General features: G+C 27.5%; 13 protein-coding genes. 11 read left to right on the top strand and 2 right to left on the bottom strand.

Annotated elements, in window-relative coordinates; translation table 11 throughout:
• Nucleotides 1-39: 39 nt before the first annotated feature.
• On the top strand, nucleotides 40-849 hold the full coding sequence (locus ACYUDJ_RS11670; protein WP_003484834.1) for a ribonuclease HII: 810 nt from the start codon (nucleotides 40-42) through the stop codon (nucleotides 847-849).
• A 257-nt stretch (nucleotides 850-1,106) separates the two neighbouring features.
• Here the strand turns inward: ACYUDJ_RS11670 and ACYUDJ_RS11665 are convergent, their stop codons facing one another.
• Nucleotides 1,107-1,478: a YraN family protein gene (locus ACYUDJ_RS11665; protein WP_003484835.1), complete on the bottom strand. Its 372-nt coding sequence runs from the start codon at nucleotides 1,476-1,478 to the stop codon at nucleotides 1,107-1,109.
• A gap of 15 nt (nucleotides 1,479-1,493) precedes the next feature.
• Entirely contained in the window at nucleotides 1,494-3,017 is a 1,524-nt protein-coding gene (locus ACYUDJ_RS11660) for a YifB family Mg chelatase-like AAA ATPase (protein WP_042384705.1), read from the bottom strand.
• A gap of 198 nt (nucleotides 3,018-3,215) precedes the next feature.
• Here ACYUDJ_RS11660 and dprA point away from each other — a divergent pair, with 198 nt between their 5' ends.
• The 10 genes from dprA (at nucleotide 3,216) to ACYUDJ_RS11610 (ending at nucleotide 14,462) form a co-directional block, all read left to right on the top strand.
• Nucleotides 3,216-4,301, top strand: coding sequence for a DNA-processing protein DprA (dprA, locus tag ACYUDJ_RS11655; protein ID WP_003484837.1), 1,086 nt, complete (start codon nucleotides 3,216-3,218; stop codon nucleotides 4,299-4,301).
• A gap of 511 nt (nucleotides 4,302-4,812) precedes the next feature.
• Nucleotides 4,813-6,903 (top strand): type I DNA topoisomerase, encoded by a 2,091-nt coding sequence (gene topA, locus ACYUDJ_RS11650; RefSeq protein WP_042385490.1) that lies wholly within the window; start codon nucleotides 4,813-4,815, stop codon nucleotides 6,901-6,903.
• A 205-nt stretch (nucleotides 6,904-7,108) separates the two neighbouring features.
• Entirely contained in the window at nucleotides 7,109-7,885 is a 777-nt protein-coding gene (gene codY, locus ACYUDJ_RS11645; protein WP_003484839.1) for a GTP-sensing pleiotropic transcriptional regulator CodY, read from the top strand.
• 236 nt (nucleotides 7,886-8,121) lie between these two features.
• On the top strand, nucleotides 8,122-8,823 hold the full coding sequence (gene rpsB / locus ACYUDJ_RS11640; RefSeq protein ID WP_003484846.1) for a 30S ribosomal protein S2: 702 nt from the start codon (nucleotides 8,122-8,124) through the stop codon (nucleotides 8,821-8,823).
• Nucleotides 8,824-8,910: 87 nt separating this feature from the next.
• Complete coding sequence (gene tsf / locus ACYUDJ_RS11635; protein WP_003484862.1) at nucleotides 8,911-9,834, top strand: translation elongation factor Ts; 924 nt, start codon at nucleotides 8,911-8,913, stop codon at nucleotides 9,832-9,834.
• 384 nt (nucleotides 9,835-10,218) lie between these two features.
• Nucleotides 10,219-10,935 (top strand): UMP kinase, encoded by a 717-nt coding sequence (pyrH, locus tag ACYUDJ_RS11630; protein ID WP_003484863.1) that lies wholly within the window; start codon nucleotides 10,219-10,221, stop codon nucleotides 10,933-10,935.
• A 15-nt stretch (nucleotides 10,936-10,950) separates the two neighbouring features.
• Nucleotides 10,951-11,505: a ribosome recycling factor gene (gene frr, locus ACYUDJ_RS11625; protein ID WP_003484864.1), complete on the top strand. Its 555-nt coding sequence runs from the start codon at nucleotides 10,951-10,953 to the stop codon at nucleotides 11,503-11,505.
• A gap of 66 nt (nucleotides 11,506-11,571) precedes the next feature.
• Nucleotides 11,572-12,330: an isoprenyl transferase gene (locus ACYUDJ_RS11620; protein ID WP_003484867.1), complete on the top strand. Its 759-nt coding sequence runs from the start codon at nucleotides 11,572-11,574 to the stop codon at nucleotides 12,328-12,330.
• Between the two features lie 24 nt (nucleotides 12,331-12,354).
• The gene (locus ACYUDJ_RS11615) at nucleotides 12,355-13,152 is read left to right on the top strand and encodes a phosphatidate cytidylyltransferase (RefSeq protein ID WP_003484869.1); all 798 of its coding nucleotides are present in this window, start codon (nucleotides 12,355-12,357) and stop codon (nucleotides 13,150-13,152) included.
• 329 nt (nucleotides 13,153-13,481) lie between these two features.
• A complete protein-coding gene (locus tag ACYUDJ_RS11610) occupies nucleotides 13,482-14,462 on the top strand; it encodes an AI-2E family transporter (protein WP_043032130.1) in 981 nt (326 codons plus the stop codon).
• Nucleotides 14,463-14,478 lie beyond the last annotated feature (16 nt).

Genomic DNA, 14,478 nt, shown 5'->3' with positions numbered 1-14,478 from the left:
AATAAATACTAGAAGGTAAATTAGTATAGGGGTATAGTTATGAATATAAATAATTTAGAAAATATACGATATAATGAAATAAAGGAATTTGCAGATAAAATTAAAAAAGAATTTACATTTTCTCAAAAACAAGAAATTATGGACATAATAGAAAAATTAAATAAAGATTCTCGAAAAAATGTTATAAAGTTAGGTGAGTCTCTTGAAAAATTTTTAAATAAGTATGAAGAAGAATTAAAAAGAATAAATACTATGTATAATTTCGATAGAAGATATGGCAATAGTTATTTAATAGCAGGAGTGGACGAAGTTGGCAGGGGGCCTTTAGCAGGTCCTATTGTGGCCGCTGCGGTGGTTTTAGATTTAAATGTAGAGGAAATGCATAGGATACTTAATATAAAGGATTCTAAAAAGCTTTCAGAAAAAAAGAGAGAAGAATTAGATATAATAATAAGAGAAAAAGCTATAAGCTACAATATAGCCTTAGTAGATAATAGAACAATAGATGAAAGAGGTATAGCTTGGAGTAATAATGAAGTACTTAAAAGAGCAGTAGAAGGTCTGAATGTAAAACCTGATTTAGTTTTATCTGATGGATATGCAGTTAAAAATTTGAACATAAGAAATGAATTTATAATAAAAGGTGATAGTAAAAGTGTTAGTATAGCATCTGCATCCATTATAGCTAAGGTATATAGAGATAATATGATGAAAGAATATTCTAAAGAGTTAAGTATGTATGGTTTTAACCATAATGCAGGTTATGGCACAGAAGAACATATACAAGCAATAAAAAAATATGGAACTTCTAAAATACATAGAATGAGTTTTTTAACAAATATATTATAATTAAATAAAAAACTTATTTATAAAGTGATTTATATTATTTTTGTATTTAAATAAATATAACATAAATTGAATAAATAAAAGATGATATCTGAAAATAGATTTAACTTTAATGTGGTAAATATAAAAAATACATTTAACAAACATATGAATTGGTTTATTAAGTGTATTTTTTATATTTGTGGTGTTAAAATTAAATATATTTTATTTTGAGACACCATATTTTGTGTTTCCATTTAAATATACAAGTACTTATTTGATTATATTTGAAAAGCATTTTTTATAAGTTTTATAGAGTAATTACTATTGAGGGTGTTTAAGATTACTTCTATTACATCAAATCTAAAATAAAATTTATTATGTATAGCTTTTTTTATTATGTATAATTGGGCTGTTTTGTAAATTTTATTTTGCTTTTTAAAAGTTATAGCTTCACTAGGACTACCATAAATAGAACCATATCTAGTTTTAACCTCTATAAAGACAATAAAACTTTTATCTTTAGCTATTATATCTATTTCACCTAATTTACACCTGAAATTTTTTTCTAATATAATATATCCACAATTTTTAATATAGTCAGCAGCTATAGTTTCACCAAAAGAACCAATATCTTTATTACAGTAGTGCATAAATATCACCTTTCGTTATACTATATCATTATTTATAAATTTTCTATATTGTAGAGCTTCTATTATATCTTCCTTTTGAATTTTGCCATTACTATTTAAGTCAGCTATGGTTCGAGCAACTTTAAGTATACGGCCATAGGATCTAACACTTAAATTAAACCTATCATATATTTTCTCTAATATATTGGAAGCTCCTATATTTAAATTACAGTATTTTTTTAAATGGATTCTTTTCATTTGGGAATTAGTATAAATCCCTTCATTAAGAAACCTCTTCTCTTGTATTTTTCGTGCTATATTTACTCTTTCTTTTATAGCATCAGAGGATTCTGAATTTTTATTATTCCTAATTTCAGTATAGGATAAAGAAGGAACAAAGGTAAAAATATCAATTCTATCTAAAAGTGGCCCAGAAAGTTTATTTAAGTACCTTTTAATTTCATAATCGCTGCAGCTGCAAGGTTTTTCAGAACCTAAGAAGCCACAAGGACAGGGATTTAAAGTTCCTAGTAATATAAAATTTGAGTTATAAGTAGCGGTACCATTAAATCTACTTATAGTTATTTTTTTATCTTCTAAAGGTTGCCTTAAAGCTTCTAATACTGCCTTTTTAAATTCTAATATTTCATCTAAAAACAAAATACCGTTGTGAGCTAAAGAAATTTCCCCAGGAATTAAATGTATTCCACCTCCAGTTAAGGCTGCCTGAGAGGAAGTACTATGGGGATTTCTAAAAGGTCTTTTGGTTATTAATGAACCATTTTTATCTAATTTACCAGCTATACTATATATTTTAGTTACTTCTAAAGATTCTTCATAATTTAATTCAGGAATTATAGAAGGGAATCTTTCAGCTAGCATAGTTTTACCGCAACCAGGAGGACCGGACATTATTACATTATGAGAGCCTGCTGCAGCTATTTCTAAAGCTCTTTTTGAGCTTTCTTGACCAGTTATTTCAGAGAAATCTTTTTCTTTTACTGTATTAGAAGCTATGTTGTTTGTATCAATTTTATGTGGAAGTAAATCTTTGTAACAAATAAAATGAATAACTTCTTTTAAATTGGAAAAGGGATAAACATTTATTTTATCTAGCATAGCACATTCATTAGCATTACTTATAGGAACTATAAAGTTAAAATAATTGTTTTCTAAAGCTTCTAAGGCTATAGGAAGAGCACCCCTTATTTTATTTATCTCTCCAAATAGTGAAAGTTCCCCTAAAATTATATAACTCTTTAAGGATTCATCATTGATTTGCTCCGTAGCAGCTAATATAGCAAGAGCTATAGGTAAATCAAAGGAAGAACCTTCTTTTCTTATATCAGCAGGGGACAGATTTACTGTTATTTTGCTTATAGGAAACTCATAACCTGAGTTTGTTATTGCGGATTTTACCCTTTCTTTGGATTCTTTAACGGAGGTATCTGCAAGACCTACTATATTAAAGGCAGGAAGACCATGACTTATATCTACTTCTACAGATATTAAATTACAGCAAGCTCCATTTAAGGTAGCTGTAATAACTTTACTAGTCAAAAAAATCACCTCATAATTTAATATATATTTTATTTCATATATAATTTATAAAAATATATCTTTATATTATATAAATTATTGACTATTTATTTAAATATATAAGTATTTTCCAATATTTATTTTTTTATATGGTAAAAGTGAATAAAAAAATAATATTTGACCACAATTTAAAGATAAAATTATAAAAAGGTGATAAGAATGATAGAGTTAAATTTATGGTATGCTAGTGCCAAGGTTTCAAATAATATAAAAACAAAATTATTACAGGAATTTAAGTCTGTATCCAATATATTTGATTATGTACAAAATTTTAAATATGAAGAAAATATAAATAAAAACATAGTTAAAGTAATAAACAATTTTAAAATGGCCTGGAATAAAGAAAAAATAAAAAATATGAAAAATAAGATATTACAAGACAATATCAAAATAATAAACTATATGGAAAAAGAATATCCATCCAAATTAAGAAACTATGAAGATGCACCAGCTGTGTTGTTTTATAAAGGGAATATAGAAAGGTTAAATAATCTTAAAAGTGCCGCTATCGTAGGTTCTAGAAAGTGTTCTACCTATGGTATGAAGGTAAGCAAAATTATAAGTGAAACTTTGGCTGATAATAACATAATGGTAGTTAGTGGAATGGCTAAAGGTATAGACTATTATGCTCATTTATATTGTATAGAGAATAAAGGTTTTACTACAGCAATTTTAGGTAGTGGTATTGATGTTGTATACCCAAAGCAAAATAAAAAAATATATGATATTATAAGTGATGATGGATGTGTAATATCTGAATTCTTACCAGGAACACCACCTTTATCCTATAATTTCCCTAGGCGAAATAGAATAATTAGTGGAGTAAGTGATATAGTAATAGTTGTAGAAGCGGGAGAAAAGAGTGGATCATTAATAACTACAGAAATAGCTTTAGAACAAGGAAAGGATGTAGTAGCAGTTCCAGGTTCTATATTTTCCAGGGAAAGCATAGGTACAAATAAAATTATAAAAGAAGGCGCCTATGTATTTACAACTGTAGAAGATATTTTAAATTATATGGGTATAGAAAAAATAAAAATAAATAATAATAAGGATAACAAGGTGGCTTTAAAGGACAGCTTGCAGGGAAAAGTTTACAATGTATTAAGCCATGAACCTAAACATATAGATGACTTATTAAAATTAATGGATATTGACATAAAACATTTATATGAGGTATTATTTGAATTGCAGCTAAAAAAAGAAATAATTTGTTTGGCTGGCAACTATTATGTTAAATCCTAATGGGTAGAGTATAATATAAAAATATAGAGTTTATATATTACACATAAAAGTGTTTGTAGGTATATATAAATATTATAAAAACCTGTTTATCCAAGTGCTACCATTGATAATATTCCTATAGACTTTTTGAGAGGGCATCACCAAAACAGCAGTCTATGGAGACGACTCATTACAAATCAGCACTTTGAGTAAGCGATTCATTCTAAATCATAGATTTGGGTTCGCTACTTAAGATTTGAGGTATTTGTTTTTATGAAAGTGGGAGCTAAGCACTGCTAAGTACCTGGATAAGTTTTTTTTATGTTCAGATGGAGAAAAGTAATTATTTTAAAGAAACTCCACCTGAATCTAAGAATCACTTGATATAACATTAAGTTAATGTATAATTCTCACTAAGGTTTAATAAAAATAGTAGCACCATAAAAAGGGTGTAATTTTAAATTTAGTATATCAGGTAAGGGGGTGTGACTCTGGTTATTAGTTTTACCAGAGAAATAGAATGGGACAAAAAATGGGACAAAATTTAGTAATAGTAGAATCACCAGCAAAAGCTAAAACCATAAAGAAATATTTAGGAAAGAACTATGTAGTTGAGGCATCAATGGGACATGTAAGAGATTTACCTAAAAGTCAGTTAGGTGTTGATATAGAAAACAATTATGATCCTAAGTATATAACAATAAGAGGAAAAGGTGAACTTTTAGATAAGCTTAGAAAAGAAGCTAAAAAAAGCTCTAAAGTATATTTAGCAACGGACCCGGATAGAGAGGGAGAAGCTATTTCTTGGCATTTAGCTCATGTTTTAAAAATAGATGAGAACGAGGAATGCAGAATAGAATTTAATGAGATAACTAAAACTTCTATAAAGAAAGCAATAAAATCTCCGAGAAAAATAAATGAAAATGTAGTAGACGCTCAGCAAGCAAGAAGAGTTTTGGATAGATTAGTAGGATATAAAATAAGCCCTATACTATGGAGCAAGATTAAATGGGGATTAAGTGCAGGTAGAGTTCAATCTGTGGCTTTAAGAATGATATGCGATAGAGAAAGAGAAATTGAAGAATTTATACCAAAAGAGTATTGGACTATAGAATGTGAGGTACATAAGGAAAAAAATAAAAAGCCTTTCATAATAAAGTTAACTACTAAATCAGGAAAAAAAATAGAGATAACTAATGAAGAGGAAGCTATTGAAGTAATACAAGACTTAAAAAAAGGTGAATTTATTGTAAAAAAAATAAAGAAGACAAAGAAAAATAAAAATCCTTTACCACCTTTTACTACAAGTACTCTTCAACAGGATTCTTATAAGAAATTAAATTTTCCTACTAAAAAGACTATGTCTATAGCTCAACAACTATATGAAGGTATAGATATTAAGGGCTTCGGTGCAGTAGGTCTTATAACTTACATGAGAACGGATTCTATAAGAATATCAGAAGAAGCTCAAAAATCAACTTTAGAGCATATCAAAAGTAATTTTGGAGAGGAATATATACCAAAAACTCCAAGAGTTTTTAAAGGAAAGAAAAATATACAGGATGCCCATGAAGCTATAAGACCAACTAATATTGGAATAACTCCTACACTGGCTAAGGAAAGCTTAACACCTCAACAATATAAACTATACGAATTAATATGGAAAAGGTTTGTAGCAAGCCAAATGGCTTCTTGTATTCTAGATTCAACATCTATAAGTATAGAAAATGGCAAATATGGATTAAGAGCTAGTGGATCCTTAATAGCTTTTGATGGTTTCATGAAGGTATATGAATATTCTACAGAAGAAGAAAAGGATAGTATAAAGATACCTCAATTAGAAGAAAATGAAATACTAAAAGAAAAATCTATAAATAAAAGTCAGCATTTTACCCAACCACCAGCTAGGTATTCAGAAGCTTCTTTAGTAAAAACTTTAGAAGAAAATGGTATAGGAAGGCCAAGTACTTATGCTCCTATTATATCTACTATATTAGATAGAAAATATGTAGAAAGAGAGAAAAAAACATTAAAACCTACAGAACTAGGAGACATAGTAAATAACATAGTAAGTGAATATTTTAAACAAATAGTGGATCTAGAATTTACAGCGGATATGGAAAATAAGCTAGATTATATAGAGGAAGGAAAAAAATCATGGAGAGAGGTAGTAGATGATTTCTTTCAGCCATTAAAAAAATCCATAGAAATAGCAGAAAAAGAAATAGCAAAAGTAACCATTGAAGATAAAGTAACAGATGTAATATGTGAAAAATGTGGAAGAAATATGGTTATAAAACATGGAAGATATGGAGATTTCTTAGCATGTCCAGGATATCCGGATTGTAAAAATACTAAACCTATAGTAGAGGAAATAGATGTTAAGTGTCCTAAATGTGGAGATGGAAAAGTTTTAATAAAGAAAAGTAGAAAAGGTAGAAAGTTTTATGGATGCAGTAATTATCCAGACTGTGATTTTGTAAGTTGGTCAGAACCTGTAAAAGAAAAGTGTGAAGAATGTGGAAGCTACATGGTAAAAAAACAAAGTAAAGCTAAAGGTGAATACTATGAATGTGCTAATTCAGAATGTAAGCATAGAAAATATTTAAATAATAAAGAGTAATGTATTAATAATTAATTTATATAAATAATTGTTATTTATATATCTTAAATGTTGAAATAAAGAAACCCTTATGTTATTATAGATAAGGACAGGCAACAATTCTAAATATTTTTAATAGTCAAAATTTTTAGAGACATAATATAAAAAGGCAGCAGGAATCAATATATAAATTAAAGTAAAAGAGGTAATATAAGGAGGAAAACCCATGAGTTCATTACTAGATAAAACAAGAATGTTGAATAGAATATTGCAAAAATCAGGTACAGAACCAGTAGATTTCGAAGATATATGTGATTTATTAAGTGATGTTTTAGAGTGCAACGTATATATAATTAGTAGAAAAGGAAAGATATTGGGATCTAAATTTTATTCAGGATTTGAATGTGATGAAGTAAGGGAAGTTGTTTTAAAAGAAAATAGATTCCCAGACTTCTACAATAATAAATTGTTAAATGTAAATGAAACTTTATCAAATTCACCTAACCATGATAAATGTGTATTTGATAATTTAAAGGATTGTTCAATAAATAATAAATTATCAACAATAGTTCCTATAAATGGAAACAGAGAAAGATTAGGTACATTACTATTAGCTAGATTTGATAAAGAATTTACTGATGAAGACTTAGTGTTAGCAGAATATAGTGCTACAATAATTGGTCTTGAAATATTAAGATCAAAACAGGATCAAATAGAAGAAGAAGCAAGAAAAAAAGCTGTGGTTCAATTAGCTATAGGAACATTATCTTATTCAGAATTAGAAGCTGTAGAACATATATTTAATGAGTTAGATGGTACAGAAGGATTATTAGTAGCATCTAAAATAGCAGATAAAGTTGGAATAACAAGATCTGTTATAGTAAATGCATTAAGAAAATTTGAAAGTGCAGGGGTAATCGAATCAAGATCCCTAGGTATGAAAGGTACTCATATTAGAATATTAAATGACAAGCTTTTAGAAGAATTAAAGAAGATAAAATAGTAAAGAAGTCTTAGGACTTCTTTATTTTTTAGTATAATTATGAAAGAATTCTTAGGTAGGTAATTGTTGGATAAAAATATACCAAAATTTTTTTGAAATTATTATTGAATAACATAGTAGGGTGTGATATACTACCTAAGGAGAAAATACACACATTATCTAATTTTATAAATGGTGCCTTAAGGGGTAGTTTATAAATATAAGGGTAATGGAGGAAAAACCAAGGAGGTAAATTTATGTCAGTTATATCAATGAAACAATTATTAGAAGCAGGTGTTCATTTTGGACATCAAACAAGAAGATGGAACCCTAAAATGGCTCCATACATATTTACAGAAAGAAATGGAATTTACATTATCGATTTACAAAAAACAGTTAAAAAAGTAGAAGAGGCTTATAACTTCTTAAGATCAGTTGCAGAAGAAGGAAAAGATGTATTATTTGTAGGAACTAAGAAACAAGCTCAAGAAGCTATAGAAGAGGAAGCTAAAAGATCAGAAATGCACTTTGTTAACAATAGATGGTTAGGTGGAATGTTAACAAACTTTACAACTATAACAGCTAGAATAAACAAATTAGAAGAATTAGATAAGATGGAAGAAGATGGAACATTTGAAGTTCTTCCTAAAAAAGAAGTTATAAAATTAAAAAATGAAAGAGAAAAACTAGAAAAGAACTTAGGTGGAATAAGAAAGTTAGATGCAGATAATGTAGGAGCTATGTTCGTTGTTGATCCAAGAAAAGAAAAGAATGCTATATTAGAAGCTAAAAGACTTGGAATTCCAGTTGTAGCTATAGTAGATACAAACTGTGATCCAGACGAAGTAGATTTCGTAATTCCAGGAAATGATGATGCTATAAGAGCTGTAAGATTAATAGCAGCAAAAATGGCTGATGCTGTTCTTGAAGGAAGACAAGGTGAACAATTAGCAGAATAATTTAGCTATTATAAATGAAAAATATAAGGTAGGTGAGACTAATCTCTCATTTACCTTTTAAATTAGTTAAAATAGGAGGAATATATAATGATCAGTGCTAAAATGGTAAAAGATCTAAGAGAAAAAACTGGCGCAGGAATGATGGATTGTAAAAAAGCTTTAACTGAATGTGATGGAGATTTAGAAAAGGCTGTAGAAGTATTAAGAGAAAAAGGGTTAGCAGCCGCTGCTAAAAAATCAGGAAGAGTAGCTGCAGAAGGTATTGTAAGCACATACATATCTGAAGACATGAAAAATGGATCAATAGTAGAATTCAACTGTGAAACAGATTTCGTTTCAGTAAACGAATTATTTGTAGAGTTAGCAAACAATTTATCAAAACAAGCAGCTTTTTCAAATGTTTCAACTGCAGAAGAATTATTAGAAGAAAAATATATAGCAGATGAAAGCAAATTAGTTAAAGATGTAATAACTGAATTAATAGCTAAATTAGGTGAAAACATGAACTTAAGAAGAATAGCTAAACTTTCAGTAGATAAAGGTGTTATAACAAGCTATATCCATGGTGGTGGAAGAATCGGTGTTCTTGTAAAATTAGCTTGTGAAAAAGAAGATGCAAAATTAGCTGAGATAGCTAAAGACGTAGCAATGCAAGTTGCAGCTACAAATCCATTATTCTTAAATAGAGATGGTGTTGATATGGACACTTTAGAAAAAGAAAAAGAAATATACAGAGTTCAAGCTTTAAACGAAGGAAAACCAGAAAAAGTTGTTGAAAAGATGGTTATGGGAAGAATCAACAAATACTATAAAGAAAACTGTTTAGTTGAACAACTTTGGGTTAAAAACGGAGATTACACTATAACTAAATACTTACAAGAACAATCAAAAGAAATCGGTGCAGATATAACTGTAGAAGCTTTCGTAAGATACGAAAAAGGCGAAGGTATAGAAAAGAAAGAAGAAGACTTTGCTGAAGAAGTTCAAAGACAAATGAACCAAGGTAAATAATTAAAAAAGAGAACACTGAGTGTTCTCTTTTTTTGAAAAATAAGTTAATGATAAATCCTATAAGAAACGTAGAAAATCAAAGCATTTTTAAAATTATAAAAAGCTTTATTATTGATAAATATTTACTTGTTATAATCTTATAGAAGAACTTATAAAGAGTAATAACTACTGGAAACATTGTAGAAGGTAGCGATGGTATAATTTTATATGATATAATATGATAAATAAAGTTAAATAGAATTTTATACAAATGCTATGCATAAGGAAATGATTTCTATAAAATTCCTGTTGTGCTTTATAGAAATATTAAATTTCTTTTAACCTAGAATTGAAGTTATAATACATAATATATTTAATTTAAAATAATTTGGAGGTATAATATAGATGAATGAACCAAAGTATAAGCGCGTTATGTTAAAGCTATCAGGAGAAGCTTTGTCAGGGGAAAAAGGTTTTGGATTTGATTTTGATTTTACTAAGGAAATATCAGAACAAATAAAAAAATTAGTTGACATGGGAATAGAAGTAGGCGCAGTAGTTGGTGGAGGAAATATTTGGAGAGGCAGAAGTGGTTCAGATATGGATAGAACCACAGCAGATTATATGGGAATGTTGGCTACTTGTATAAATGCTTTAGCCCTTCAAGATTCATTAGAACAACTTGGAGTTAATACTAGAGTTCAAACTGCTATAGAAATGAAAGAAATTGCAGAACCATTTATAAGAAGAAGAGCTATGAGACATTTGGAAAAAGAAAGAGTGGTAATATTTGCATCTGGAACAGGTAATCCATATTTTTCAACTGATACAGCAGCAGCATTAAGAGCGGCAGAAATAGAAGCAGATGTTATATTACTTGCTAAAAAAGTAGATGGGGTTTATGATAAAGATCCTCATAAGTATGATGATGCTAAAAAATATAATAAATTATCTTATATAGAAGTATTAGAACAAGGATTACAAGTGATGGATTCTACAGCTACTTCTTTATGTATGGATAATGATATTCCTATATTAGTTTTTGGATTAGATGAACCTTGTAATATAATAAAAGCTGTAACTGGAGAAGAAATAGGTACTCTAGTTTCAAATTCAAAATAAGGGGAGGTTATTTAAGTGATAAAAGAAATATTAAAAAAAGCAGATGAAAAGATGGGGAAAACTATTGTAGCTTTAAAAAGAGAATTAGCTTCAATGAAGGCTGGTAGAGCTAATCCAGCTATGCTTGATAGAATAGAAGCAGAATATTATGGTTCTATGACTCCACTAAATCAATTAGGAAATATATCTGTACCAGAAGCAAGGGTTCTTTTAATACAACCTTGGGATAAAAGTGCTTTATCAGCTATAGAGAAAGCTATATTAAAATCAGATTTAGGTTTAAATCCTTCTAATGATGGTACTGTAATAAGACTTGTTATACCAGAATTAACAGAAGAAACAAGAAAAAACATAGTTAAAACTGTGAAAAAAACTGGAGAAGAAGCAAAAGTAGCTATAAGATCTATAAGAAGAGATTGTAATGATGACGTTAAGAATCTAAAAAAAGATGATGTTTCAGAAGATGATATTAAAAAAGCAGAAGATGATATTCAAAAGAAAACAGATAAATATATAAAAGAAGTAGATTCTATAATAAGTGTAAAAGAAAAGGAAATACTATCTATATAAACATTATAACCTGCTTATCAGCAGGTTTTTTAATAATTTAGAAGTAAATATGTTGGGGGGAACTTTATGAAAAACTTTTTTTCAAGTAACAAAAAAGCTAGTACAGATATGAATTTAGATATGAACAATATACCAAAACATATTGCTATCATAATGGATGGAAACGGAAGATGGGCAAAGGAAAGAAGTTTGCCTAGAACTATGGGACACAAAGCCGGTGTCGAGACTATAAGAGAAATAGTTAAAGAATGCGATAAATTAGGTGTTAAGTACTTAACCTTATATGCTTTTTCTACAGAAAACTGGAAAAGACCAAAAGATGAGGTTAGCGCTCTTATGACTTTATTAGTTCAATATTTAAGAAAGGAAGTCAAGGAGCTTAATGAAAACAATGTAATAGTTAATGCAATAGGCGATATGGAAAAATTACCAGAGATGTGCATAAAGGAATTAGAGAAAGCCTATGAAGAAACTAAAAATAACACAGGGTTAGTGCTAAATTTAGCCTTAAATTATGGTGGTAGAGATGAGATAATAAGGGCAGTAAAATATATATATGAAGATATAACAGCAGGAAAGATAAAAGAAGAGGAAATAAATGAAGAACTTATTTCTAATTATCTTTATACAAAGGGAATGGCAGATCCAGATTTAATAATAAGACCTAGCGGCGAAAAAAGAATAAGTAATTTTTTATTATGGCAATGCGCTTATTCAGAATTTTGGTATTCAGATATAAAATGGCCTGATTTTAAAAAAGAGCATCTTCATAAGGCCATATATGATTATCAAAATAGAGATAGAAGATTTGGATCTGTAAAATAACCTTTTAGAATAGGAGAGAATAACATGAATAGTAGATATATAGGGGCGTTAGTGTTAGCACCCTTTGTAATATTCCTATTTATAGGAGGAGTATTTTTAAAGTGGGGTATATTAGCACTTTCTTTAGGTGGTATGTATGAGTTTTATAAAGTAATTAAAAACAAAGGTATACATCCCATAGAGATAGTAGGATACTTATTATGTTTAATATACTATATACCACTTTTAAATAGTATAAATTATAAAAATATTTTTTATATAACTACTTTAGCTGTTTTTATACTTCTAGCTATACCAGTTATAAATTTAAAGTACAATTTTATAGATGTGGCAATAACACTTTTAGGATTTTTATATGTGCCCGTATTTTTTAGTTTCATAGTTTTAGTTAATAATAAAACTCACGGAAATTATTTAGTGTGGCTTATATTTATTTCTGCTTGGCTTTGTGATACTACAGCTTATTATGTAGGAAAGTATTTAGGAAAGAATAAATTATGTCCTAAAGTAAGTCCCAAAAAAACCATAGAGGGCTCTATAGGTGGAATAATAGGAGCTTCAGTAGCCTGCACTATATTTGGAATGGCTATATTTAAATTTGGAGTTAATATAGAAATTATACATTATATATTAATAGGTCTTATATGTGGGATAGTTTGTCAATTTGGAGACTTGGTAGCTTCATCCATAAAAAGATATGCAGGAGTAAAAGATTATAGCAATTTAATACCAGGCCATGGAGGAATATTAGATAGATTTGATAGTATTTTATTTTCATCAGTGGCAGTGTATTATTATTTAACTTTTATATTACAACTTTAAAATAAAATATAAGCAAAAGAGCTCAATCTATATTTATTCTTAGATTGAGTTTTTTAGTATAATTAATAATTAAAACAGCAATATTACAAATAAAATATAGTTAATATGAATTTGAATAGCTTATTTAATTCTTGCATTGGTATGCATAAAAATAAAATTAATAATATAAATAAGGGAACAGAGGGAACAATAGAATTAGTAAAGACTAGTTTATATTTAAAATTGCATTAAAATTTAATTGTAGTTGTTTTAGTTTTTATAAAGGAGCTTAATATATGAGCTTTATTATGAATATATTTATGTAGAAAGCAATAATAGGAGAAAAGGATTTGAGGCATTATAAACATAAATATAAAGATATAATCTATGCTATAATAATATTCATAATATTTTTTTTATTAGCTCTATTACTTAAAAATTATTTTAAGCCCTTTTTTATAATATTAGTTTTACTTTTTTTATGTAACCCTATTTATAATTTTTTATGTAGTAAAAAATTATTTAATAATAATGTAAATTCTATTATAAGCATAATTTTAGTAAATCTTATATTGTTTTTATTAATTTTTTTAATAGGAAATTTTATTTATAATCATTTTATATTATTAAAAGGGTACTATTATAATTTTAAAACAGAGATAGATTGTTTCCTAGGTGGTATAAACAAAGTGTTAAATATAAACAAACATATATTTAACAAAAATTTAAATAATATAGATACAACTTTATTAAATGGAGACTTTTTTAGAAAAGGAGCTAGTTACACCACAGAATGGATTTTTGCATATTTTATAGCTAGTCTTTCTATATACTTTATTTTGGTGGATAAATATGCTATATTAGAAAATATTAAAAAATATATAGGTGTTAATGAATTTGAAAAAATTAAAGATAAAATATATAAATTAAAGGAAATAATAAAGATAGAATGTTTTTTAGTTATATTTACCACATTTCAAACCATAACAGGTTTAAAAATATTAAATATAAATAACTATTTAATATTAGGAGTGTTATGTGGTATATTAGACATGTTACCTTACATAGGAACAGTTGTAATTTTTTTACCCTTAATATTATACCAATTCTATACAAAAAATTATGTAATATTTTTAGGTCTTATATGTCTTTATTTATTATTAATAATAACGAGACAAATATTAGAAACTAAGTTTATGAGCTCTAAGCTTCAATTACCTGCTTTAGCTATAATAATATCTATATATATAGGATTTAAAATTTTAGGGTTTTTAGGTTTACTTCTAGGACCATTATATATAATAACCCTTAAAGAATTTGTAAAAACTTAAATGAAAGTTATTAGAG

Source organism: Clostridium sp. CTA-6 (assembly GCF_054768115.1).
This window is presented reverse-complemented; position numbering and strand designations above follow the sequence as displayed.